This window comes from Nocardioides sp., from assembly GCF_035481145.1.
GTDB lineage: Bacteria > Actinomycetota > Actinomycetes > Propionibacteriales > Nocardioidaceae > Nocardioides.
Genome location: NZ_DATIHB010000003.1, coordinates 1 through 23,174, shown reverse-complemented (window position 1 = coordinate 23,174; position 23,174 = coordinate 1). Strand labels below are relative to the sequence as shown.

Here is a 23,174-nt window from a genome sequence, read left to right as displayed (position 1 = left end):
GGACTACATTGCCCCGGAATCGGCGTCCGGAGCTTGGACCACACCTCGGACGAGATCCGAGACGTCATTGATGCTGCACGCCCCGACCACGGCCGTTGCGTCTGGCCAGCCCAGGTCGAACTCGCTGCGCTGCGTGACAACTTCCTCGGGGCCAATCACAAAAGACCACGCGTCCTGCGCCAGTCCTGAGCGAGCTTCGACGGCATAGGACACCGCCTGGTGGTAGCCATCTCGACCCACGTACGTCGCGAGCGGGCTCCACTTGCATTCGAACATCAGGAGTCGCTTACCTGGCAGGCTCAACATGATGTCGGCACCGATGCTCCGCTGGTTTCGCGCGACACCCGAGGTTGCTTCGCGGTAGGGCGACACCCCGCCGTAGTAACGCGCGGCGCCCGCCGCTTCAAACCATAGATCCCAGTGTTCTTGCCCGACCGTGATCTGGAACTGTGGACCCGAGCTGCCAGACGCGCTCAGCGGAGCTCGCCAACGGACCCGTCCACCCAGCGTCCGCAGGCTGGTCAGAACCTCGCCCATGACGGACAGATGGAACAAGCGCCACTCAAGTTCAGGGTCGGGCTCAATCAGCTCGAACGCAAGGAACTCCAAGTCCGTCTCGGCTCGAACAACGGCATCGGCCACGGGGGCCAACCCCGACCACGGTCGACCCGAACCGGCCAGCGATCGCAAGTCGAGCCGATCGGGCCGCATGACTTCGACGCCCCCGAGGTCCTGTTCAGTGACGTCGAGCATCGCCACCACGGGCGCATCTACGCGACCAACGAGAAGCGGGGCGACCGGGCGTACATCCCGCACAATCCGTTCAAGTGAGCGCGCCGTCCAAGCCAATGCCCTCAGGGCTGACTCATCCTGCACACGGGAGCGTGGGTGCGATACGAACGCCTGGGGTGGCCATCCATAGCGCCGAGCAGTCATTGCCCAGTTCGTGGGGTGCAGCGGGCGCCCAGAGACTTCACGGTTTGAGACCGTCGTGACAGGCAGGTGCTCGCGCCAAGTCGCCGCGTCCTGCGGAAGCTGTGCGAGCTCCGGTTCAAGGCGCTCCAGAAGTACTCGCGAGGCACGGCGCTCGACATCGCGCGAGGACCACTCGACATCGACGTCGATGCTGCCAACGGCACTCAAAGCGTCGAATAGCTGGCCGTCGCTGGACCAGCCGCGCAGCAGCTCCTCGAGGCCTCGGCGCGGCAGGACCGGCGCGACTAGCTCAGGACGTCCCGCTGCGTCTTCACCCATGACCACTGTCCCGTCGTCAGCGCAGTCTCATCGTTGACGATCCGCTCCCCGAGTGCTTCGAACACCCGATCATCGAACCCGGCCAGGTACCGACCCGCGCCCATGACATAGGCCTCGGCAAGGAGCTCGCCCAGAAGGATGGACCCCTCCTCAGCAGGAGCCTCCTGCTCGTCGTCGCCGTTCGATTCCGCCTGAGCCTGATCGTCTGCGCCAGCAGCTGGGCCAAGCTCGGTGAGCACGTAGCGCGCCATCCCCAAGAACAGCGCCGGGCCAAGCGCAGTGACTTCATCGGCGAGGTGGGCCGAGTACAGGCCGCCGATGGCCGCCATCGCGTCAGCGCTCAGGTTCGGGTAAGCATCCTCAAGAAGCTGAGAGAACTGGCCCGGCCTGACGGCAGGGATCGGGACGATCACGAAACGTCGCGACAGCGCCTGGCCGAATCGGAACACCCGCTGGGCATCCTGCGGGTTGTAGGTCCCGAGCAGACGCCAGTCTCGGCCAGCCTTGTAGTCCGTGCCGTCAGCATCGTCCTCGACCGTGGACGGCCGATCCGATGCCCATCCGATCTTGATCGGCTTGCCGTCGTGGGCAGCCGATCGGCCGATCTCAACGTCCTGCTTGGACAACCACGTCAGGAGTGGGCCCATGATCTTGTCCATGTCGCCACGGTTGGTCTCATCAAGGATGAGCCAGCGGTCTTCGTCGATGGCATTGAGCAGCGCGCCCGGCGACCATGTGAGCACGCCGTTCTCGTTGGGGGCCAACCCGCCGATCAGCTCAAACGACGTCCAGCTCTCGTCTGGAGTGCGCCAGAGCGGATCCGGGGTGTAACCCGCCTCGAAGCCGTACTTCTCGGGCTTCGCAGCCATGTCAGCCAGCATCCATCGGAGCAACGTCCCCTTGCCAGTACCGGGAGGGCCGACCAGCAGCACGGACGAGTACGCCGTGATCGCGAGTCGCAGCATGCGCTCGACACGGCTGTCCACGATCACGGACAGCGTGCCTTCCTCCGGCGCCGTGGGACCACCCGCCGGGGCGGCGGCAGCGGGAGTCTGCACCACCACGGCCTCTGACGGGCGCAGCGCTTCGTCAATGGTGTCGAAAGACCACTCGGTCGCAGAGAGAAGCGGAACGCCCAGCGGAGTGTTCGTCGTAATGGCTCCCAACTCGGTCGCCGTCAGTCCGAGAGCGCTGAGCAGCTCAGTCTGCGCGACCGGCCAGTCGTCACTCGCGGCGAAGTCGTGCTCCCGCAGCACCAGAACCGCCAGCGACTGCCAAGACGGGCGATCGGCCGGGAGCAGCGCGCCAAGCGTCGCGGCTGCGTTGGCCTGCAACCCACCGCGGATGTCGTTGTTGACGAACAAGGTCAGGGAGACCTTGGTCCCGCCGCGCGAGTTGTTGTTCCAAACGGTCTTGCGCCCAGTGTCTTGGAGCGTCAACCAGTCATAGCGGAAGGGCGCGAGGCGTCCGAGCTCGTTGCCAGGAAGCACGCCGAAGACAGCCGGCACCGCACGCTTGATGTTGCTGAACGACGGCAACGCGCCGCCCTCGTTGACCTGCACCCACTTGCTCGCCAGAAATGCCTCGTACGCGGAGGCGACCTGCGTCTGATACTGCAGCGCCTGCAAGTCCGCCAGGGCGGCGTTCATCGCTTCGGCACTGAGTCGCATGTGCCCGCTCTCCTTGGGCTCGTGTCTGGCATCAGATGCCGTGCATCCGATGCCATATGTCTGATGCCGCACACTACCGTTCAGCCCCGACAACCTGAGGCCGAACGGTCCGCATCGGCGAGGCGTACGCCCTTCGTCGGCGGAGGCCTTTAGAGTCCGACCATGACCAACTCGACCGCGCCCGCCAGCTCGCCCCGACGGCGTGCGGTGCGTCCCCCGAGCACCCCCGAACTCCCCAACATCTACCCGCGCACGACCATCGCGAGGCTCGATCGCGACACGTTCAAGGACCGGTCTGAGACCTTCCCGATCGAGGACGTGGCACCGGTTGTCGGCATGGCTGAGTCTTTCATCCGACGAGTGCTCGGCAACAAGAAGCAGCTCACCGTGGCCGACGTCCTTGAGCTCCTCGACCAGGATGCCTTCGCGGAAACCTTCGTGCCACGCAGCCGCGTCCTGGAGTACCTGTTCTCCGAGCTCGACGCGACCGAGCGTGATGAGGAGCTCTCAGACGAGGAGAACTGGAGCCTTATCCACGGCGACTTCCTGCAGATCGTTGGCACTCTGCCCGAAGCCAGCGTCCAGTGCGTTGTGACCTCGACGCCGTACTGGGGCATGCGGGTCTACAAGGACGCGCGGTTGGTCCGGTGGGCCGACGGCGAGGAGTGCGCGTTCGGCCACGAACAGACTCCCGAGGGCTTCATCCGCCACACCATCGAGATCCTCCACCGGCTTCGCCCGGTGCTCACGGAGTCGGCCTCGGTCTGGTGGAACCTTATGGACACCTATATGACCCGGACCCAGATCCGAGGCAATGCCTATGAGGCGCTCCAGGCCATGGACGGTCGCAACCGCAAGAAGTGGGGCGACCACGAGCACCACCGCTATAGCGCTGGCCACTCGTACATCAAGGATGGCGAGCAGTGCGGCATCCCGGCTCTCGTCGCAGAGCGGGCGAGCCGCATCGGCTACTACACAAAGAGCATCATCACCTGGGCGAAGATCAACAGCCTGCCGGAGCCGCAGAACTCTCGCGTCAGCCGGAACCTCGAGTACGTGCTTCACCTGTCAACGCAGCGCGCCCCCAAGTTCGACAAGGCAGCCTATCGGCGCCTCGCGGCCAGCCTCGGTGGGCGGAACACGCTGTACGAAAGCGACAAGCTCTCGGACGTCTGGGTGATCCCGGTGTCCTCCGGCGGCGACGGGCATGGCGCGCAGTTTCCCCTGGCGTTGCCGGGCCGCTGCATCGCCATCTCAACCGAAGCCAATGATGTGGTTCTCGACCCGTTCATGGGATCAGGAAACACGGCAGTCGCGGCGCTCTCGCTCGGTCGTCGCGTAGTCGGCGTCGACGTGTCACAGCAGTACCTTGACGTGGCCGAGGGCAAGATCCGCGAGCTGGAGAAGCGACTGCCAATCGACATCACGGCGTCCACGAAGAGCGGCGATTCAGGGCGCGAACGGAAGTCTGGGTAGGCCCCCGGGCCTCAGCACTCAGCACGCAGCAGGGTCTTGGATGACTCATTCAGTGAGCTGAGCGTGTCCCGACGTCGCGAAGGTGTCGACTTCAAGGAACGCCTTTCCGAGTGCGCTCAGGGTGAGCTCCAGGCGCCAGAAGTCGACCTCGCCAGCGCCATTCGCGTACGGCCGTAGCCCCTGGGAGATGAGCGGCGCTCGCCAATCCTCGAATGTTTCTCGGGCGAAGCGGTCGCCTTCGTCGTAGAACACACACTCGCCCTCCCACCGCTCGTACTCGGCCTCTTCGTAGGTCTCGGCGTGGACATCGATGTCGGCCCACGCCAGGAGCTTCTGGATCACTTCGCCGTAGTCGCTCAAGCCGAACATCACACCCCAGGTCGCGATCGGCTCCGGGTCGTTGCCGTCTTCGTGATCGATACCGAGCGTGATCGCACCACGACCAGACGTCTTGTTGATCCACTCCTCCACGTCGATCACAAGCCGCTGGCCATCGGCCAGCCGCCGCATCCATGGCAGCGCGAGCCTCAGCTCACGGAGCCGCAACTCGTACGCATCGCCCTCGGACGCCCGAGCAAGCTCAGTGATCGCCGATTTGTCGAGGACGTTGGCCCTGGGAATCAGTAGTTTCGGAGTGCCGCCCTTTGAGGTCTGGAGCGTGCCGTTGGCGACGATCTGCCAGTGGCACAGCTTGGTCTTGGGATGGACGAGCACAACGACGACGGGAAGCGAATGACTCGTCCAGTACCGCACGTGCTTGGGCTCCGGGCGGAACCACCAGCCGCCAGCCGTTGGTTCCTTGAACCAGCTACTCCCACCCTTGATCTGCATCGCCAGTAGGCGGCCGGTGACCTTCCCCGCCTCCACCACCTCGGCGTGTGCGTCGATCCCGTAGTCCTCGGTCGGCTGTTCCCGGAAGAGCCAGCCGAGATCGTCCTGGACCGCCAAGGCAGTTCGACTGACGCCGATGCTCCCCGCCTTGGCGGCCGGCGTGTGCTCCATCTTCCTAGGCCGTCGATTCCCGCATCGAACCGGCGTGGCTGATCGCGTCGAAGATCCCATCGAGCTCGAAGAAGTCATCCGCAAACTCGCGCAGGTCGTGCGAAAGGCCGTGCGACCAGAAGACGACGGTCGTCGGGAAGCCACGGCTCACGAGTGATCGCAACGTCGGCAGGTAGTCCCGGTCGCCACTCAGCAGCACCACGCGGTCGTTGCGGTCTGCGCTCATGTACTCGTAAGAGTCGGCCATCATCTGGGTCGCGATGGCGACGTCGACTTCCTTCTCCTTGTTGCGGAAGTTTCGATCGAAGACTTCGACCTCGAAGCCCTGTCGGCGCGCCATCTCCCAGAGCGAGTCGTTGTCCGGCGGGCGCGACCCGAACAGGCTTGACCGGCCAATCTGGGCGTCCTCGGGACAGATGGCCTGGTACAGCCGCCCGAAGTCGAGTCGCCAGGACTGATCGGTGACGTGGTCGTTCATCGCCCCATGGATGTCGGCTGCAAGGCCCTTGCGCACCGCACTCACGCGCATGCCTTCGATCCATACGTTGGAGTAGTCGACGTATACGAACAGTGCCATATGACCTCCTTGGCGTGCTCTCGGCAGGGCGCCCCGGCACAGTTCCTACATTCTCCCAGCGGGCGGGGCACTCATGTGACGCGAAAGCCAAACTCTGCCACCACAACCCCGGGACTTGACCGCCCTAATCGAGACCGGATCATTGGTGCCCCACGTCCTACACTCAAGCGCACACGCTCTGATCGCCGCTGCCGACCTCACAGACAAGACCGCCCATGCGATTCTTCATCAGCTACAACACTCAAGATTCACGTTGGGCAGAGTGGCTTGCTTGGCAACTGGAGGACCTAGGCCACACCGCAATCGTCCAGGCCTGGGATTTCGCCCCCGGAAGCAACTTCGTACTTGAAATGGACCGCGCCTTAGGCGGCGCAGACGTGACGCTGGCCGTCCTGTCCCCGGCATTCCTGAGCAGCGCATTCGCAGCCGCTGAATGGGCCGCCGCCTTTGCTACCGACCCCACTGCAATAAAGCGGAACCTAGTCCCAGTGAGGGTCGGTGAATGCGATCCACCTGGACTGCTCGGGCAGCTCGTATACCTGGATCTGGTCGATCTAGACGAGTCAGAGGCACGGCGGCGAGTCGAAGCCTGGATCGAGACTCTGACAATCGGCAGAGCCAAACCGATCTCGCAGCCACCGTTTCCGCCGTCGCATTCATCGAACACTGCGGCCAGTTCTGATCGTTCAGAGTTGAAGCTAGACCTTGAGTGGTACGCGGACCGTTCGTCGATCCGCCACTTTGAACTTGCTGAACTACTCGGCCTCACGGCGCCGATGACGAAGGAGCAGATCTGCGCCCGGTGGACCTCTAGCGACGGACTTCCTCTGCAGGTACTGCTCGGACGCGGTCGCTTAGGAGAACGCGTTGTCCTCGATCTCCAGTGGGACGGCCCTTGCGGATACGTCCTCGGATCCTCCGGAACAGGCACAAGCACCCTACTCAAGAGCATCGCGCTCGGATTGGCAGCCACCTACTCGCCGGCGAGAGTTCAGTTCTGCCTCGTCGGACGCAAGGACGGATCGGTCTTCCGTGACTACGCCGGTCTTCCCCACGAGCGCTTCCACTTCGACCACGAGAACTGGAGCATTGAGTCTTTGGCGGAGGCGCTAGCCGGGGAGAGCTCTCGACGGATGCAGACTTTCCGCGAAGCCAACGTTACCGACTTCGGACAGTACAACGAGCAGAAGCGATCAGCGCAACAGCAACCATTGCCGTTTCTCATGACCCTCGTTGACGAGTGCTGGGATCGCGAACTTCTGGAGCTTCTTGCGTCTTACCAAAGCCGCGGCAGAGCGCTTGGAATGGGCCTCATCGTCGCCGTCCAATCTGCGTCGCGCCTTACGGCCTCGTTCGTGGCACTTGCACGCTTCGCGGTCGTACAGGGACACATCCATGCAAGCGACGTGCCAATGCTCAACGACGCCGGCGGCACGCTTCGCGAGCTGGCTGCCGCGTCATCCGCGCTGCGCTGGGCGCCGGGACGAGGCGCTCTCATCCGGTCTGCCGCACATCTCGAGGTATTTCAAGCGCCGCACGTGGAATGGATTCGGGGAAGCATTGACTCTCCCTACCTGACGAGCCCCGAGATCGAGTCGATTCTCGACGGCATTCGCCGGGCTGGACAGACAAGCGACTCCTAGTCTTGCGATAGGCGCTGCGCCTCCTAGATCCGGGCTTGATCGAACGCGCCGTGTTGAGTCGTCGCAACAATCAGGTTCTCCGAAGACGGACCGCCACGGTCTGCCGAGTTAGGCCATATCTGTCCCCTAGCGCTTTTAGCGTCCAGCCTTCGGCGCGGAGGGCGTTCGTTTCCTCAGCCTCCCTTGGGTCGGAGAATCCCTGCGGCCGTTCGACCACGCCCGCCTCCTTGAGTCGGGCCACTCCTTGAGGTGCTTACTCCAACCGTGGGGGGCCGACCCTGGCCCCCACGGTTGAGGCACTCCAGCCAGGGCACCGCCCCCAGCAACAGCCGGACTCAGCTCGCACGGACGCGCCGCGGGGCGATGAGAACACCCGAACAGGCTGTCTACATGCCCGGCTCCGAGTACACCTAGTCGCGCCAGCGACCTGCCAGATGCACGGTCCCGGCCTCGCCCGCGAGTTGCAACGCCCGCCAACCATCACTGTCGGGAGCAGCAACCTGCACCGTCAGGCGTCGCGACGGGAGCGGCACGGGCCGCAGGAACCGCACGTCGATGACACGCAGGTTGGGTGCATCGAGTTGCTCGTAACTGCGCACGAACATGCCGAAGCCGTGCAGGACCTTCTGCTTGAAGGCCGAGAACTTGCCGGCAAGCCCGATCCAATGAATCGGGTTGAAGTCACCGGTCAGGATGGCGAACTCGAGGCCATCGCGAGAGCCCGCCTGCCACTGTCCGGCGGTGTGCCAGATCGGCTCCTCGCGGCTCTCCTGGCCGCCCTTTCGCTTCGGGGAGCCAGACTTGATGAAGACCATGTGCAGGATGACCTCGACCAGGTCAGGTGCCTGTGCTGTGCCGGTCGTGAGGGACACCGAGACGCGCGTACGTCCCTGGTCTTCGTCCACCGAGTGCATGGCCGCACGCAGGTGAAGCTGCTCGCCCCGGGGCAGGTCGCCGTGCACGCTCATGGTGACGCCTTGGTTGATCACCGTCGCCAAGGGGTACGCCGTCTGCAGCAGCAACTCGGTCACGAGCGGGATACCCCACTGCGACATCATGTGCGGCGGCAAGGTCTTATCGTAACGTCCCGTGGCACCGCACCAGGCGACGTAGGAGTCAACCAGCGAAGGGGCCGGCGCGGAAACGACGCGGTCGATCGCCGGCAGGTCCATGGCTGAGCCGCCCGAGCGCATGCGACCGATGGGCAGCACGGTCTGTAGCGCCACTCGGCCGAGGCCCTTGAGCGCCGGGACCTGGAACCGCACCAGGCTGGGGGATACGTGTGTCATGTCGATCTCCTGTCGTGGCAATGCCTGCCGGGCCGAGGCGGCGCGGGAGGGTGAACGCGGTCAGCGGTCCCCGTCGGCGCAGCTGGGCGTCCGCCAGGCCTTGCCCATGAATCGCTCGGTGGTCCAGGCCATGAGCTCACCGATCAGCGGCGAGTCTTGTGCGACGAGTCCGAGATGGTCGCGACCGGCGTACGTGCGGTAGTCCACCTGCTGTCCCGCTTTGCATCGCCGATCGACGTAGGCCGTCTGCATGGAGGGCTCGATGATCGTGTCGGTGGTGCCTTGGGCAATCAGCAGCGGCGCGGCGATCGGCCCGGTCGGCGTGTTCTCTTCCAACCGAGCGCCGAGGGGCCCCTCGGTCGCGGGCTGGGAGAACACGGTGTTGCCCAGGCCGAGTGAAGTGGCGATCGAGACGAGGGTGCCGGGGTCGGACAGGCAGCGCTCGGCGGCACGGCGTTCGATGGTGATGGCCCCGGGGCGCACGTAGTCATCGAACTTAACGTCGGGGTAGATGGCGCTGTAGGCGGAGATGACGAAGGCTTCGAAGACGCTTCCGCCGGGCATGTGCTCCAGCGTGCCGACGAACTGGGTCAGGTCGCTTGCGGGGGCCATCGCAACCACCCCTGCGAGCGGCACGTCGGGCGCGTAGGTCTCAGCAAGCTGTCCCGCCCAGAGCGCAGAGCCACCCCCTTGGGAGTGGCCCCACACCGCTGTCTGGTCTGAGAGGGACACGTCCGTGAGCTGGCGCGCGGCCTTCACCGCGTCGAGAACAGCACGGCCTTCTCCTTGACCCACAAGGTAGGTGTGGGGGCCTTCTGTGCCCAGGCCGATGTAGTCGGTTGCCACGATGGCCCAACCGCGCTCGAGGACCTGGTCGACGGCCGGCATTGCGCCCGCGACGAACGGATCCTTCATCAGCGAGGGTGCGCATGGCCGAGCGAACCCGGTTGTGCCGTGGGCCCAAGCGATCACAGGACGCGGCCCAGTCGGGGCCGTGGCGCTGACGACGACCAGGCCGCTGGCCACCGCGGGAACACCCTCGTCGCGGGTAGTCGTATAGAGGATCCGCCATGCGCGCGCACCCGAGGGGATGCCGCGGGTGAAGGCCTCGCTGCGCAGCAGCCGTCCCGGCTCGCTCGGAACATCGGCCGGCGCGGTATAGAAGTCGTCAACCTCGCCCGAGCTGCCCTGGTTGAGCACCACGCTCACCGCCGTCAGCGACAGCGCAACGAGGAGTCCCAGAGCTGCACCTGAGGCACGGCGGATGCGCACCAGGCGACCATCCGGACGCTTCTCGTCGCGGCTCTGCTCGGCGCCTCGAAGTGCGTTCGCGAGGAGAGTGAAGCCGTGCATCACCGTTCGAGCGCCGAAGACGACCGCGATCACCAGGATGGAGATGTCGGGCCAGCTGAGCGCCAGGACGCCGAAGACAGCGCTGGCGGCCCCACCAAGGACCGCCGTCACCGTGTCAGTGCGGCGACCCCGGGTGGCCGCCCACACGCGCAGGCCGCCCGCCACGATCATCGCGATTCCAACCAACATGGTGAGGGCGGCAAGGGACAGGTCCGGCCGCACGAGCACAGCCGCTCCTGCGAGGACCCAGGCGACTCCGGTGATGCGCTCCGTGCGGTCGTGCGTATTCCTTGACTGGACAAGGTCGCCCACTCCAGTCGCAACCATGACGGCCGCGACGTAGAGCAGCAGCGTGGCCAGCGACGAGAAGGGGCGCAGGGTCAGCGTCGCACCGAGCGCGATCATCAGCACGCCGAGGACTCCGGCGGTCCAGCGCGGCATTTGGGGAGGTAGGTGCGCCATGGGTTTGCCTCTCAACGGGTGGGCCTATCGCAGTCTTGCAGGACGGTCAGGGTGTCGGTCGACAGGTGAAGTCACGACGCTTCGGTGTCATCTAGGTGCAGTCGACCGTTGCGCACGACAACGGGCCTGATTCCGAGCGGAGCGATCCGAGTGAGCTGCTTGAAGACCGCGCCGAGACCAGGAATCCGTGCGAAGACGCCGCCGGGGCCCTTCACCATCTGACCGGTGGTGACGTCGTACTCGGCCTTGTGCCACGGACACACGAGGCAGCCATCGGCAGAGATGGTGCCCTCGGCGAGGTCCGCGCCCAGGTGCCGGCACTTGCGGGTGACTGCGAAGTAGTCACCGTTGTTCCCGACGGCGTACTTCTCGACGCCGGTGACACTTCCTCGGGGTAGGTCGCTGGCGGGTCCAATGTCGGTCATGTGTCGGCCTCTTTCGGTGGGGCGTGGGTGTGCGGCGGGCGTTCGGTGTCGAGGAACCTGCGGCAGGTCCCCGATCGGCAACGTGCGTTTGTTCAACCGCGGCTGGCGCTGGCGATGATGCCGGGAAGGCGGCGCCAGGCAGGGTCTGCGGCGAAGCTGGTGAGCTTCTTGGACGTGGCCGTGGATGCCCTCGCCGTGACGAACCAGGCCGGCTTGGGCGAGAGGGCCAGTTCGCCGTGGAGGAGGGAGCGGGGGCTGGGCCGGAAGGGGCCGGCCACGACCGCTCGTTCGGGTGCGTCGATGAGGTGGGCGTTGTGGACGATGCCGATACCGCTGCCGACCTGCTCGAGGGTGTTGCCGGGGTAGGCACCCCAGGGCAGTCCGGGGATCAGGAACGCGATCGCACTCCAGACGTTGATGCCGATGGCGCCGTAGCGCAGGTCGGCGATTGCCTCGTCGAACTTCGCGCCCAGTTCCTTGCGGTCGCGAGGGTCGATGATGATGCTGGCGCCGAGGGACCCTTCGAGTCGGTCGTTGGCGAACGCCACCGCATTGGTCAGGAAGTCCCCATCCAGCCCGGGCAACGACGTGTGGCCAAGGACGGGCGCGAAGTACTCGGTGGTCAGGAGGTCCTGCGAGGTCGAGTCGGTGACCTCGATCAGCAGTCGACCGGTGCGTTGTTCGGCGGACGGATAGCTGGCTTCGGCAGCCGCGGTCTTGCGGTCGCTGCCCGGGTACCACGGCGGCCGGGGAGGGATCTCGTCGAGGACGCGGCGCAGCTGGTCGAGGAACTCGTCGCGCTGGTCCCAGTCGGCCGACAGGATCAGCGCCTGGCCGGCGATGCAGTTGTGGCCAGCGTTGTGCAGCCGTTGTGTCGCGACGTGTTCTGCCTGGTAGCGCAGGTCGGCCTGTGACCACTTTCCGGGGACGACGATGATCGGGGACACTCCCCCGAGTTCGCTGCTGATCGGCTTGCCCAGCAGCGGGGTGCCCGTCGCGCGTCGCTTCGTCGATGCCGACCCGGTGCCCCAGACGATCGCGTCGTGGGTCAGGCCGCTGCCGGTGATGTGCACGTGGCTCACCGATGGGTGTCGGGCAAGGTAGCCGCCGACGGCCGCGGCGCCGTTGACGATCCGGAGTACGCCAGCCTCTACGAGCGGCGCGAACGCTTGGAGCAGCACCGGTAGCAGTGTCGCGAACGTGGGGTTGAGTTTGAGGATGCTTGCCCGGTTGTGCGCGACGAGTTCGTAGAGGACGTCGGCGGGGCCGATGGCGGTGATGTTGCCGGCCCCGAGCACCAGGCCCACTCCGCCGTTCTCCCCCGTGCGCGCCGCACCGAGGCCAGCGCGCTGCCGCACCTGCTCTGCGGTGACACCGGGGGCCGTCCAGATCTCGGCGCTGAAGCCGTGCAGCAGCACGGTCTCCTTCAGCTCGGTGGGAAGCACCTTGATCGTGGTGCGGCCGCCGGGTGCCGTACCGGTCGTGAGGCCGTCGACGGTTGAGCGTCCTTGAGCGATGGCGTCGAGCGAGTCAGCGAGCGCAGCGACTGTGGTGAGCGCGACGTAGGGGCCCGACATCCACTCCTCACCTGCCAGCGCGACGGGGGTTCCCTTGGCTGCGGAGGCAGCCTCTGCCCACTGCTCGGCGCTGTCACGGATCGTCGCGTGGGTCTGGCGAAGGACCTGGGATCGCTCATCCGCGCCCATCCGCGCCCAAGCGGCGGCCCCATGGCCGAGTTCTTCGAGGGCCTGGTCGAGCATCGCCCGGTCGGCGCCGGTCAGGACGTCGGCGGGTGCCTTGGGTTGGGGGGCAGCGGTGGTCATGGGACTCCGTTCATGAAGGATCGGTGAGCGGCGTGCTGGTCGGCCCGAGGCCTCGGGACGCGTTGAGGGGATCGAAGTCGGCTCCCCACGCGCGGAGTCGGGTGGGGTCGGCTATGACGGCGCCCTCGCGGACTTCGGTGGCGAGGTCGCGGCCAAGGACCGCTCCGGCGGCGTGCTGGCCGCTCAGCATCGAACCTTCGGTGCCGGGGCCCCAGGCGGTGCTGGTGCCGGCCAGGAACAGGCCCGGGATGGGCGTGCGTACGCCGGGGCGGAAGGGGCCGGACTGACTGGGACGGCATTCGAGGCCGTAGGCCGAGCCGCCGGTGTTGCCGACGAAGCGCTCCTGGCTGGCCGGGCTGCCCAGTTCGGCCAGCCGGATGCGGGAGGTGGAGCCAGGGTAGGCCTGTTCCATCCGCTGGAACATGCCGTCGGTGATGATCTTCTTGACCTCGAGGTAGGTCTTGTCGCGGCGGTAGCCGCCGCTGGCGATGTCGTGGTCGTCGAAGCCCCACAGTCTGGGGTTGTAGGGCGCCAGGGTCTGCGCCTCGATGACCGAGTGCCCGACAGGTGCCGCTTGCCGGTTGGCGGGGTCACGCTGGGAGGAGGACTGCAGGAACATCGGCTGCCGGGCGGCGAACTCGCGGGCCCACGCGATGCCGTCGGTGTGGCCCTTGCCTGAGGTGACTTCGCCGACCATGCGTCGCAGCGCCAGGAGTGAGGTGGCGTCATCCCAGCTGGGGATGGCGAAGTAGTTGGTGTTCGGGGTGGTGGACAGGTCGAGCTCCACGCCGAAGAAGCCGTTGATCAGCGGTCGGGCCATCCGCCAGTGCTTGACGCGTTGCCGGTAGGTCGCCGGGAGGTGCTCAAGACCGACCAGGTCGGTGTAGGTACGCATGATGTCGGCGCCGGAAACCACCGCTGCGGCGTCGATACGTTCGCCACCGTCGAGGCGGACGCCAGTGACCTTTCCGCCCTCGATGAGGATCTTCTCGACACCGGTGTTGGTTCGGATCTGGCCGCCGTGGCTGGTGATGACCTCGGCAAAGCCGGCCGAGAGCATCTGGCCGCCGCCCTGGGGGAACCAGGCGCCGCCGCCGACGAAGTCGGCGAAGTAGTTGGCCATCACGATCGTGGGGATCGTCAGCGGTGTGCTGGCCATTGCGCCGCACTGCACCGAGAGCGCCAGGATGGTGCGGGGCTTGAGTCCGCAGGCGATGAGCAGGGAGATGTACGGGGCCATCGCGAAGGTGGCCGCCGCCCCGGCGCGTTTCATGGCCTTGGCGAACTCTGCGCTGGACGTGGGCGTGAGGCTGCGGTCGCAGGATTCGCCGAGGCTCCGGACGACCGAGACGAACCGCCGCAGGCCCCGGGCGTCTTCGGGGAAGGCTTCGACCAGGTTGGCGAGGTAAGCGTCCCACCCGTGCGGGGTCCGCAGCTCGAGGCCAGGCGCGAGTGTGGTGTCATGACCGGCTGGATCGAGTGGGAGCCAGTTGATCCGATCGTCGAGGGCGAGCCCTCGCAGTAGCGTCGGGACAGGACCGCTCGGGCCGCAGTCGCCGATGTAGTGGACCCCGCAGTCGAACTCCCACTTGCCCTGTCGACGGAACACATGCGAACTGCCGCCCAGGACCGAGTACCGCTCAAGCAGCAGGACCCGCTGTCCCGCCGCAGCCAGGTAGGCGGCTGCGGTGCTGCCGCCGAGGCCCGAGCCGATGATGACCGCGTCGAAGCGCTGGCGCCCAGGTGAGTGAGGCAACGCGGCGGATGGCAGGGAGGGCGAGTCGTTCACGGGAAGCTCCAGGGTCGAAGGTGGGCGGGGCGAGGACGGGCGGGTGCCGCGGCGCGGGAGGGTTAGCCGCGGTCACCTGCGACGGGCGTGGCGTGGTAGTCGGCGCTGATGCCGTCGAGGCCGCGCTCCACGGCGTGGTTGACCAGTTGCTGGCCGCGTCGTTCCGCAAGGCGGCGTACCGGCGGGATGCGCAGGACCTGGTTGGCGCCCTTGAGGCCCAGCGTGGCGGCAGCGAGAGCGAGTTCGGCGGGACGATCGGGCGTCAGCCCGAGGTCTTTCTGGACGTCGCGGCCGGGCAGCGTTTGGAGCATCTGTTCGCTCATGACCTGCCGGACGATCGCGGCGTGCACGCGGCGCGGAAGTCGGAAGGCCTTCATCCCGGCCAGGCCATCGATCATGGTGGCGGTGACGGCTCGGCTGTGCTCATCCGGGGCGTAGAGATACTGGTGGATGCGCTCGGAGATGTGGAGCTGCTCGGCATGGGTGGTTCCTAGGAGCTCGGTGTTGGCGCCTTCGAGGCGGCTGATCCAGCGCCACATCAACGCGAAGCTGTCTTCTTCCTCCTGGGTGACGTGACCGCCGAAGTAGCGGATGATCGCGACCCGGTACGGCCCGGAGATGTGGGTGAATGCAGCGGTGGCGTCCTGGCTGATCGGCATGCCGTCCAGGTCCCACCGTCCACTGCGCAGGATCCCCATCCGGATCATGGTGTGCAGCATCCGGATCCGGACCCACTGCTGCCAGCGTTCACCCCCGGGCTTCATGCCGTCGACGTCGAGGGCCCCGACGAAGCCGGTGGCGGTTTCCCAGAACCTGCGGCGGAAGTCGGCACCTTCGCGGGCCAGCCGTGCGGTGGACGACATCACGCGTGCCGTAGCCGGGTCGACGTAGGTGAAGGGCAATCCCCCATGCAGGCCCATGACCATGCCGATCGGGTTGCGTGCGGCCATCGCTGCCCCGAGTCGCATCTGCTCGAAATCTGCCCAGGCCGGCACGTACTCCATGTCCGCGAAGAACGCCTCTGCCGCCTTGCTTCCCTCGGCCTGCAGCTCGCGGGCACGCTCATAGAGGTTGCCGCTCATCTTCTTGCGCTCGCGCATCTCGGCGATCAGCGCCTCGCACAGCGGGTCGCCGACGTGGTTCCAGGCCTCCACATCGACCTCTGCCGGATCGATCCAGACGTCGTAGCCCGGAGTCGCCGCCTTTGCTGTGGCGATCGCGATCCGCTCGCGCAAGTCTGCGTCGGTCCCTCGCGCGGTCTGGTGCTGCGGCGCGTCGGTGGCGTGCATCTGGTTGGTCATCGAGATCAGTCCTTGCGGGTCGGAAGCAGTGCGTTTGTGGGGCTCAGGAGATGTGGATCGGGGCGGCCTGGGAGTCCGTCTCTGCGGGCTCTCGGCCGGACCTGGTGAGACCACGGCAGGCGTCGAGAGGGTCGAAATCAGGGGCCCAGGCCGCGAGGCGGGCGGGGTCGGCGATGACGGCGCCTCCGCGGACCGCAGCGACGAGGTCACGGCCGACGACGGCGCCGGCGGCGACCTGGCCGCTGATCATGGCGCCTTCGGTTCCTGGGCCGTATGCGGTGTTGGTGCCGGCGAGGAATAGGCCGCGGATCGGGGTGCGCACTCCGGGTCGTAGTGGCCCGACCTGGCTCGGTAGCAGTTCCAGTCCGAACGGGGCGCCGCCGCTGTTGCCGACGAACCGTTCCTGGGTGGCGGGGGTGGCGAGCTCACACCACCGGACATTCGAGGAGGAGCCGGGATAGGCCTGCTCCATCCGCTGGAGCATGCCGTCGATGACGATCTTCTTGATCTCGCGGTACTGGGGGTTGTTGCGGTACTCCCCGGTTCGCACGTCGTAGCCCTCGAACCCCCACAGGGCGGGGTTGTAGGGGGTGATGGTCTGTACCTCGATGGCGGCGTGCCCGGCAGGGGCGGATCGGTGGTTGGACGGGTCGCGGCGTGTGGAGGACTGCACGAACATGGGTTGTCGACGGGCGAACTCCCGCGCCCAGGACACCCCGTCGGACTGGCCGCGCGCGCCCACGACCTGGCGCGCCATCCGTTCGAGAGACAGCAGTGAGGTGGCGTCGTCCCAGGTGGGGATTGCGAAGTAGTTGCTGTTCGGTGTGGCGCTGACGTCGAGTTTGACCCCGAAGTAGCCGTTGATCAGCGGACGGGCCATCTTCCAGCTCTTGACACGCTGCCGATAGGTCAGCGGCAGGTGTTCAAGTCCGACCAGATCGGTGAAGGTCCGGATCGTGTCCGCACCGGACACGACGACGGAAGCTGCGATCTGCTCGCCGTCCTCCAGCCGGACCCCGGTGACCCGACCACCCTCGACGAGGACCTTGTCGACCCCGGCGTTGGTGCGGATCTGTCCCCCGTGGCTGCGGATGACCTCCGCGAACCCCGCGGCGAGGACCTGCCCGCCGCCCTTGGGGTAGTACGAACCACGCCCCGCGTAGGACTGCAGATACATGGCCTGGGCGATCGCCGCGATCCGAATCGGCGTGGTTGTCAGCGCCCCGCACTGCACTGACAGGGCCAGGATCGTGCGCGGATCGAGGCCGCAGGCAACCAGCAGCGAGACGTAGGGGGCCATCGCGAATGGTGCTGCCGTGCCAGCTCTCGCCAGGGCCTTGGCGAACTCCGTCTTCGAGCTCGGCGACACGGCTCGGTCGAAGGATTCGCCCAGCTTGCGCATCACCGATACGTACCGTCGCAGCCCGCGCGCCTCGCCCGGAAAGGCATCGATCAGGTTGCTTTGGTACTGGTCCCAGCCGAAGGGTGTCTTCAGCTCAAGGTCGGGCCCGATGATCGTGTCGAATCCGTCGGCGTCCATGGGCAGCCAGGTGATGCGGTCGTCCAGCCCCAAACCGCGCAGCAGCGCGGGAACGTGGCCATCCGGGCCACAGTCGCCTACGAAGTGGACCCCGCAGTCGAACTCCCACTTGCCCTGGCGACGGAACACGTGCGAGCTGCCGCCCAGAACCGAGTACCGCTCCAGCAGCAGGACCCGCTGCCCCGCCGCAGCCAGGTAGGCGGCGGCGGTGCTGCCGCCGAGGCCCGAGCCGATGACGACCGCGTCGAACTTCGACGCAGCCGCCCCGGTCGCAGTCACGGCGTCTCCTCAGATCCACGAGATGAGTCGCGGTGCAGGTCGACGGGGTCGGCGTCCTCATCGTCAGACCCGACGGCAGTGTCGAGCATGGTGCGGGGGCGGGCCACAGCGAGCGGGTCCCAGTCCTGGCCGTGGGCAGGGATGCGTGCGACTTCGCCGAACACCGCGCCGCCCTTGACCTCTTCGAGAAGGTCCCGGCCCACGATGGCACCTGCAGCGTGGACGCCCGAGAGCATCGCCCCGGTGGTGCCGGGCCCCCATCGGGTGCTGGTTCCGGTGATCAGCAGGCCGGGGATGGAGGTGGTCACCCCGGGTCGGGTGGGTCCGTACTGGGTGGGGGTGACGGCAAGTCCGAATGCGGCTCCGTTGGTGTTGCGGACGTAGCGTTGCTGGGTGGCCGGGGTGGCGGCTTCGCTCCAGGCGACCTGGGTGCTCGCGCCGGGGTAGACGCGTTCGATGCGTGCGAGCATCGCCTCGGTGAGGCGCTCCTTGAGGTCGCGGTAGACCGGTTCGTGGCGGTAGTCGCGTCGCTCGGGATCGTGGCCTTCGATGCCCCACAACCGCGGGTTGGACGGGATGAGCGTCATGACCTCCAACGAGGCACAGCCCTGGGGTGCGGTCCTGGGGTTGTCGGGGTCGCGGATCGTGCCGGAGTGGATGAACGCCGGGATGTTGGTGGTGAAGTCGTCAAGCCACTCCCCGCGGGGGCGCTTGTGTGCCCGGTGCAGTAGGTCGGGGCTGAACCGCAGCAGGTCGCGTCGGGTGGTGGCGCGGTCCCAGGTCGGGATGACGTAGTGGTTGGTGTTGCGCGCGCCGCGTAGGTCCTGCTCGATCCCGAAGTACGTGTTGATGAACGGGTAGCCCATCTTCCAGGTCCGTGTCCGCAGTGCGAGTGCCTTGGGGAGCCGGTCCGTGCCGATCAGGTCGCGGAAGGTGTGCAGGATGTCAGCATCAGAGACCACGATGTCGGCACGCAGCACCTGCCCGTCGTCCAGGATGACGCCCTGGGCGCGGCCGTTCTCGAGCAGGATCTGGTCGACCGTGGTCGAGGTGCGGACTTCGGCGCCGTGGGCTTGGGCGAACTCGAACAGGTTGGCCGAGAGCACCTGCCCTCCACCGCGGGGGAACCAAGCGCCCCCTTCGATGCCGCTGCCGATGTAGCCGGTGTGCATACCGAACGGCGCGAGATCCGGGGTCGACGCGTAGGCGCCAGCCTGGGAGCACAGCGTCATGATGGCGCGGGGGCTGAACCCACAGGCCATCAGCACGGCGGCGTACGGCATCAGGAACGCCGGCGCCGCGACCCCGGCAGCAGCGATCCGTCGTGCGGATCCGAAGTCGGGATGCATGCGGTCGGCTGCTGGTCCAGAGGCCATGGCCAGCCGCAGATAGCGCCCGATGGCGCGGCCCTCGGTCGGGAACGCTGCGTGCAGGTTGTCGCGGTAGGCGTCCCAGCCCACGGGGGTGCGCAGTTCGAGGTCGGGGCCCACGATGGTGTCGAACCCGTCCGGGTCGAGTTGGTTGAACTCGACCCGGTCGCGCAGGCCGAGCCCGGCGAGCACGGTCGGCACCATCCCGCCCGGTCCGCAGTCCTCCATGTAGTGGACTCCGACCTCGAACTCCCACCGTCCCCGGCGCCGGAACACGTGCGTCGATCCCCCCAGAACCGAATAGCGCTCCAGCACCAAGACCCTGCGCCCCTGCGCTGCCAGGTAGGCGGCGGTCGTCAGGCCACCCAGCCCCGCGCCGATGATGATCGCGTCCCACCGCGACGCGGTGCTTGCCTGGCTGCTCATCGCCCACCCCCGACCAGCGCACCGGTCTGATCGGCATCGACACTTCTGGACGGGGATCGACCGGCTCGACGCCGCCGGCGCCATGCGACCAGGAAGAGTCCCAGGCTCAAGGTCATGCCCGGAGCAGTCAGGGCAGCGCCGTTGAAGGCATCGGCGGCCGCAAACGGTACGTCATAGAGCATCCACAGCACCAGGTACGCCGGGATCGCCGCGAGCATCGCTCGGACATGGATCCGCCACTCTGCCGCCGCGTACGAACGAGCCTGACGGACCGCGGAGAAGCGGGACCCGAGGGCCAGCGCGAGGCCGATCGCGATCGCGGTCACCGACACCGTCGTGACCCGGTCCAGCCCGTCGAAGGTCGCTCGGTAGCGCGCAGCCAGCAGGACCAAGGCACTAATCGCGGCCGCCGCGAACCAGGCGTCGATGCGCCAGCCTGCCGACGCGGAGGTCTTCGACGCACTCTTGCCCGTGCGGTCGCGGTGGTCGAAGGATCGGGAAGCGAGAACGGCGCCGAATGGAGCCGCGGTCGCGAGCAGCGCGGAGCCGGCCAGGTGGGTGAGCTCCTGGGTCGCGTCCGCCCAGGCCAGCCCGAAGACGACGTACAGCCCGCGCAGCAGGGGCGCGGTCAGCAGCAACGCGAACGCGTAGGCCATCAGGGTTTGGTGCACCAGCACCTCCCGCGCCCGGATCGCCCACACCGCCAACAGCGTGCCCACCAGCGAACCGGTGGCCAGGCCCCACAGCTGCAGGTAGAACCCGGGCCCGTCGAAGATGCCGTCCGGGCCGACCAGCAGCAGGTACGCATACGAACCGCTCATGCTGACGACCACCAGGGCCGCGGTGATCCGGCCCACGATCCGGTGCAGTTGACGGTTGCGTCGCAACCGCGCCGAGAACTGGGCGAGGAACCCGATGATCGCCAGGCCGCCGGTGGTGGTGTGAAGCAGCAGCACGCCCCGGTGCTCGGCGTACTCGGCATGACGGGTCACATAGACCGAGCCGTCTCCGTACGCCTGAGCATCACCCACGACCCCTGCGTAGGCGTGGTTCCACAACTCGGGTGCGTCAGCGTCGAAGAAGCGCCACATGTACTCGATCGCCATGGGCGCGTAGAGGACCACGATCAGGCCGATCAGCCCATAGGCGACCAGGCCAACTGCCCGGTGCTGCCGGGGAGCGCCTCGTCGCGGTGAGTCAACTGCCATGGCCGGCCGCCTCTCTGACACCACGCAGCGTTGGATACGTGTTCAAAATTAGAAGTAGGTTCAAGAATGAAACCACAGTAGGATCATCGTTGTGAAGAGTGAGGTGTCTCCCAGCCCGCGGATCCAGCGACGCCAGCAGCGCAACCGCGACGCAATGCTCGACGCCGCCGAGCAACTCTTCGCCGACCACGGCTACGACGGGCTCCGCGTCGACGACATCGCCGAGACCGCCGATGTGTCGACCGGCACGGTCTACGTCCACTTCGGGAACAAGGAAGGCGTCATCGCGGCTGCGGCCGGCCGCATCCTCGATCGGGCTGAGCACTACATGGCGATGGCATACGTGGTCAGCGACTCGCCCATCGAGCAGGTCGCCGCGACCGGCGCCGCCTACCACAACCTTCTGGAAGACCACCCGTTCCTCGTGCGCTTCCTCGTCGCCGAGATCACGACACTGCCCGACGATCCCGCCCTGGAGTCGATCCACGCCCGCATCACGGCCCTGCACGAACAACTGGCGGCGACCATCGACGCAGCAATCGCCGCTGGCCAGATCACCCCGATCGACAGCCAGCAGATGGCCACGTTTCTCCTCGGAGCCTGGAACGGCGTCCACGCGCTCAGCGCCCGCCTAGGCCTAGCCGGCACCAGACCCGAAGACGTCCGCGACTGCCTCGATCAGGCGCGACGAGTACTTCTCACAGGGATTGCCACCGAAGCCGCCAGCGACTGGCGCCTACTGCCTGTGCCGCGCCCGAGCAAGACAGAGGACGCCGCAGATCCGATCGAATGACGGGCATCAGGCCGTCGGGAACCAACAAGGTACGGAGCCAGAACGGACCCTAGTGGCGGGCCTTCAGCCTTGGCCTCGCCCTCGTAGCTGACGCCGAATGGATTCATGTCGAGGAAAGGGCCGGGAATCAGTTGGCGATCCGCATAGCCGCAGCGCGCTCGGGCGCCACGGCTCCTCCGCGCGGGTCCTGCATAGCCTGAACCGGCTGGCGAGGCATCTACGGCTTATGCCACGGCACGTAGGCTCCGTCTCCAGCGCCACGGTACTCGGAGGTCTTGCCGAGATACCGCTCGTCGTAGTTGAGCCACCAGAGCATTGCCAGGTTGAACATGGTCGTGGCCGCGAACCCGGTCTCGGCCCACTCCTCAATGGTCCACTTGTTGGCCGTCTTCTGCTTGGGGTGGGCAACCTTGTTCCGCAGCCGCACGACACAATCGAGCGCATCGGGGGCTGGCAGCGTCGTGTCGGTGATGTCGGCCTGCACTTTCGCCAGATGCACGAGGTGCTTCGGTACGGACGTGTCGATTCCAGCAACACTGAGCAGGGTTCGGAGCTGCCCGATCGTGCCGAACTTCTTGTCGCCCCATTGACTGGCGGTCTTGTGGTTCGGATCGCCTACAGGGAGCTCTTCCACGAGGTGGGCGAAGGAGATCAATTGGAGCGCGGAGACCGGGAGAAGTACTTTCATGTTGACAGTGGCGTCGTGCTCGGCGGCGTAGTGGTATCCAAGCGCGTTCTCGAAAACCTCCCAACGCAGAGGGTTCTTGCTCGTCGCGACCCCTGCGCGAAAGATCTCGGCTACCTGTGCCGCCGTGTACGCATGGTCGAGGAAGGGAGTCGTACCGATCGGACGGTCGACGGCCCGGTTGCACTGCCAGCGGGCCCAGGCCGACTTTCCATCGCGGTATCCAACCGGCAGGATCACCGCAACGACCCTGCCGAGCGCGAACCCGCTGAGCGACTCGATGATGCCGAGCAGGGCAAGCGCATCATTCGCGTTGAAGCGGCTGCCGTCATCGCGCCGGAGACGTCCTACGTGGGTGACGGTCGACTTTCCGGTGCTGCGCAGGTGCTTGCGCAGCTTGTCCGGCGAGATGTCGCCTCGAGGCTCGATGCGTAGTTGCCAGGCATCGAGTGTCATGTCGATACGGCCGGCTCGCTCCTGGCCGTCGTAGCAGGTGTTGAGACCGTCGAGGCTGTACCAGCCGTTGACGACAAAGAACGTCAGATAATCGAGGTCGGACGGGTCGCCGACATCGATCCCTGCGAGGTGATCGGCCGTCGCCATACTGGCCCCAGCGGCCTTGGGCATCTGGGGTGGCCGCGCGGTCTTGGCCGCCTGCGGGACGACCTTGGTTGGGATGGTGACTTGCTCGAAGTCAACCCATCGTGCAGGTTCGCGCTTGCCGATAAAGCCGCCGATGTCTGTTGCGAAGTCCATCTCCCGAACGCCCTGGGCAACCAGGCTGGGGCGTGGCTCGAGCTCAATAGAGA

17 protein-coding genes are annotated in these 23,174 nt (G+C 66.6%); 3 read left to right on the top strand and 14 right to left on the bottom strand.

The window, feature by feature from the left end:
- Nucleotides 1-3: 3 nt before the first annotated feature.
- Nucleotides 4-1,254: a hypothetical protein gene (locus VLF38_RS00165; RefSeq protein WP_325269272.1), complete on the bottom strand. Its 1,251-nt coding sequence runs from the start codon at nucleotides 1,252-1,254 to the stop codon at nucleotides 4-6.
- Nucleotides 1,221-2,924 (bottom strand): AAA family ATPase, encoded by a 1,704-nt coding sequence (locus tag VLF38_RS00160; protein WP_325269271.1) that lies wholly within the window; start codon nucleotides 2,922-2,924, stop codon nucleotides 1,221-1,223. The genes VLF38_RS00165 and VLF38_RS00160 overlap by 34 nt, the downstream gene beginning before the upstream one ends.
- Before the next feature lie 162 nt (nucleotides 2,925-3,086).
- Between VLF38_RS00160 and VLF38_RS00155 the strand changes: the two genes are divergently transcribed.
- Nucleotides 3,087-4,400, top strand: a complete 1,314-nt coding sequence (locus VLF38_RS00155) for a site-specific DNA-methyltransferase (protein WP_325269270.1) — start codon at nucleotides 3,087-3,089, stop codon at nucleotides 4,398-4,400.
- Between the two features lie 45 nt (nucleotides 4,401-4,445).
- On the opposite strand, the gene VLF38_RS00150 is transcribed toward VLF38_RS00155, so the two are convergent.
- Both VLF38_RS00150 and VLF38_RS00145 read right to left on the bottom strand, forming a co-directional pair.
- The gene (locus VLF38_RS00150; protein ID WP_325269269.1) at nucleotides 4,446-5,402 is read right to left on the bottom strand and encodes a DUF4365 domain-containing protein; all 957 of its coding nucleotides are present in this window, start codon (nucleotides 5,400-5,402) and stop codon (nucleotides 4,446-4,448) included.
- Between the two features lie 4 nt (nucleotides 5,403-5,406).
- Complete coding sequence (locus tag VLF38_RS00145; RefSeq protein WP_325269268.1) at nucleotides 5,407-5,979, bottom strand: NYN domain-containing protein; 573 nt, start codon at nucleotides 5,977-5,979, stop codon at nucleotides 5,407-5,409.
- 215 nt (nucleotides 5,980-6,194) lie between these two features.
- Between VLF38_RS00145 and VLF38_RS00140 the strand changes: the two genes are divergently transcribed.
- Nucleotides 6,195-7,622 carry a TIR domain-containing protein gene (locus VLF38_RS00140; protein WP_325269267.1) on the top strand — a complete coding sequence of 476 codons (1,428 nt, stop codon included), beginning with the start codon at nucleotides 6,195-6,197 and terminating at the stop codon, nucleotides 7,620-7,622.
- A 410-nt stretch (nucleotides 7,623-8,032) separates the two neighbouring features.
- On the opposite strand, the gene VLF38_RS00135 is transcribed toward VLF38_RS00140, so the two are convergent.
- The 9 genes from VLF38_RS00135 to VLF38_RS00095 form a co-directional block, all read right to left on the bottom strand.
- Nucleotides 8,033-8,911: a MaoC/PaaZ C-terminal domain-containing protein gene (locus VLF38_RS00135; protein ID WP_325269266.1), complete on the bottom strand. Its 879-nt coding sequence runs from the start codon at nucleotides 8,909-8,911 to the stop codon at nucleotides 8,033-8,035.
- A 60-nt stretch (nucleotides 8,912-8,971) separates the two neighbouring features.
- Nucleotides 8,972-10,705, bottom strand: coding sequence for a lipase family protein (locus VLF38_RS00130; RefSeq protein ID WP_325269265.1), 1,734 nt, complete (start codon nucleotides 10,703-10,705; stop codon nucleotides 8,972-8,974).
- A 92-nt stretch (nucleotides 10,706-10,797) separates the two neighbouring features.
- The gene (locus VLF38_RS00125) at nucleotides 10,798-11,151 is read right to left on the bottom strand and encodes a Rieske (2Fe-2S) protein (RefSeq protein WP_325269264.1); all 354 of its coding nucleotides are present in this window, start codon (nucleotides 11,149-11,151) and stop codon (nucleotides 10,798-10,800) included.
- A 92-nt stretch (nucleotides 11,152-11,243) separates the two neighbouring features.
- On the bottom strand, nucleotides 11,244-12,974 hold the full coding sequence (locus tag VLF38_RS00120) for an aldehyde dehydrogenase family protein (RefSeq protein WP_325269263.1): 1,731 nt from the start codon (nucleotides 12,972-12,974) through the stop codon (nucleotides 11,244-11,246).
- A gap of 10 nt (nucleotides 12,975-12,984) precedes the next feature.
- The gene (locus VLF38_RS00115) at nucleotides 12,985-14,763 is read right to left on the bottom strand and encodes an NAD(P)/FAD-dependent oxidoreductase (protein ID WP_325269262.1); all 1,779 of its coding nucleotides are present in this window, start codon (nucleotides 14,761-14,763) and stop codon (nucleotides 12,985-12,987) included.
- A gap of 62 nt (nucleotides 14,764-14,825) precedes the next feature.
- Nucleotides 14,826-16,064, bottom strand: a complete 1,239-nt coding sequence (locus VLF38_RS00110; protein ID WP_325269261.1) for an oxygenase MpaB family protein — start codon at nucleotides 16,062-16,064, stop codon at nucleotides 14,826-14,828.
- Between the two features lie 43 nt (nucleotides 16,065-16,107).
- Nucleotides 16,108-17,883, bottom strand: a complete 1,776-nt coding sequence (locus VLF38_RS00105; protein ID WP_325269260.1) for an NAD(P)/FAD-dependent oxidoreductase — start codon at nucleotides 17,881-17,883, stop codon at nucleotides 16,108-16,110.
- On the bottom strand, nucleotides 17,880-19,679 hold the full coding sequence (locus VLF38_RS00100; protein WP_325269259.1) for an NAD(P)/FAD-dependent oxidoreductase: 1,800 nt from the start codon (nucleotides 19,677-19,679) through the stop codon (nucleotides 17,880-17,882). The genes VLF38_RS00105 and VLF38_RS00100 overlap by 4 nt, the downstream gene beginning before the upstream one ends.
- Nucleotides 19,676-20,887, bottom strand: coding sequence for a DUF2306 domain-containing protein (locus VLF38_RS00095; protein ID WP_325269258.1), 1,212 nt, complete (start codon nucleotides 20,885-20,887; stop codon nucleotides 19,676-19,678). Before VLF38_RS00095 ends, VLF38_RS00100 begins: the two co-directional genes overlap by 4 nt.
- A 91-nt stretch (nucleotides 20,888-20,978) precedes the next feature.
- On the opposite strand from VLF38_RS00095, the gene VLF38_RS00090 reads away from it, so the two are divergent.
- A complete protein-coding gene (locus tag VLF38_RS00090) occupies nucleotides 20,979-21,680 on the top strand; it encodes a TetR/AcrR family transcriptional regulator (RefSeq protein WP_325269257.1) in 702 nt (233 codons plus the stop codon).
- A gap of 217 nt (nucleotides 21,681-21,897) precedes the next feature.
- Here VLF38_RS00090 and VLF38_RS00085 read toward each other — a convergent pair.
- The coding region (locus VLF38_RS00085; RefSeq protein WP_325269256.1) for a hypothetical protein at nucleotides 21,898-23,174 on the bottom strand (1,277 nt) is incomplete at its 5' end.

Excerpts from the sequence above, each read along its gene's own strand:
- VLF38_RS00165 (WP_325269272.1), bottom strand. The coding sequence starts at position 1,254 with ATGGGTGAAGACGCAGCGGGACGTCCTGAGCTAGTCGCGCCGGTCCTG.
- VLF38_RS00160 (WP_325269271.1), bottom strand. The coding sequence starts at position 2,924 with ATGCGACTCAGTGCCGAAGCGATGAACGCCGCCCTGGCGGACTTGCAG.
- VLF38_RS00155 (WP_325269270.1), top strand. The coding sequence starts at position 3,087 with ATGACCAACTCGACCGCGCCCGCCAGCTCGCCCCGACGGCGTGCGGTG.
- VLF38_RS00150 (WP_325269269.1), bottom strand. The coding sequence starts at position 5,402 with ATGGAGCACACGCCGGCCGCCAAGGCGGGGAGCATCGGCGTCAGTCGA.
- VLF38_RS00145 (WP_325269268.1), bottom strand. The coding sequence starts at position 5,979 with ATGGCACTGTTCGTATACGTCGACTACTCCAACGTATGGATCGAAGGC.
- VLF38_RS00140 (WP_325269267.1), top strand. The coding sequence starts at position 6,195 with ATGCGATTCTTCATCAGCTACAACACTCAAGATTCACGTTGGGCAGAG.
- VLF38_RS00135 (WP_325269266.1), bottom strand. The coding sequence starts at position 8,911 with ATGACACACGTATCCCCCAGCCTGGTGCGGTTCCAGGTCCCGGCGCTC.
- VLF38_RS00130 (WP_325269265.1), bottom strand. The coding sequence starts at position 10,705 with ATGCCGCGCTGGACCGCCGGAGTCCTCGGCGTGCTGATGATCGCGCTC.
- VLF38_RS00125 (WP_325269264.1), bottom strand. The coding sequence starts at position 11,151 with ATGACCGACATTGGACCCGCCAGCGACCTACCCCGAGGAAGTGTCACC.
- VLF38_RS00120 (WP_325269263.1), bottom strand. The coding sequence starts at position 12,974 with ATGACCACCGCTGCCCCCCAACCCAAGGCACCCGCCGACGTCCTGACC.
- VLF38_RS00110 (WP_325269261.1), bottom strand. The coding sequence starts at position 16,064 with ATGACCAACCAGATGCACGCCACCGACGCGCCGCAGCACCAGACCGCG.
- VLF38_RS00100 (WP_325269259.1), bottom strand. The coding sequence starts at position 19,679 with ATGAGCAGCCAGGCAAGCACCGCGTCGCGGTGGGACGCGATCATCATC.
- VLF38_RS00095 (WP_325269258.1), bottom strand. The coding sequence starts at position 20,887 with ATGGCAGTTGACTCACCGCGACGAGGCGCTCCCCGGCAGCACCGGGCA.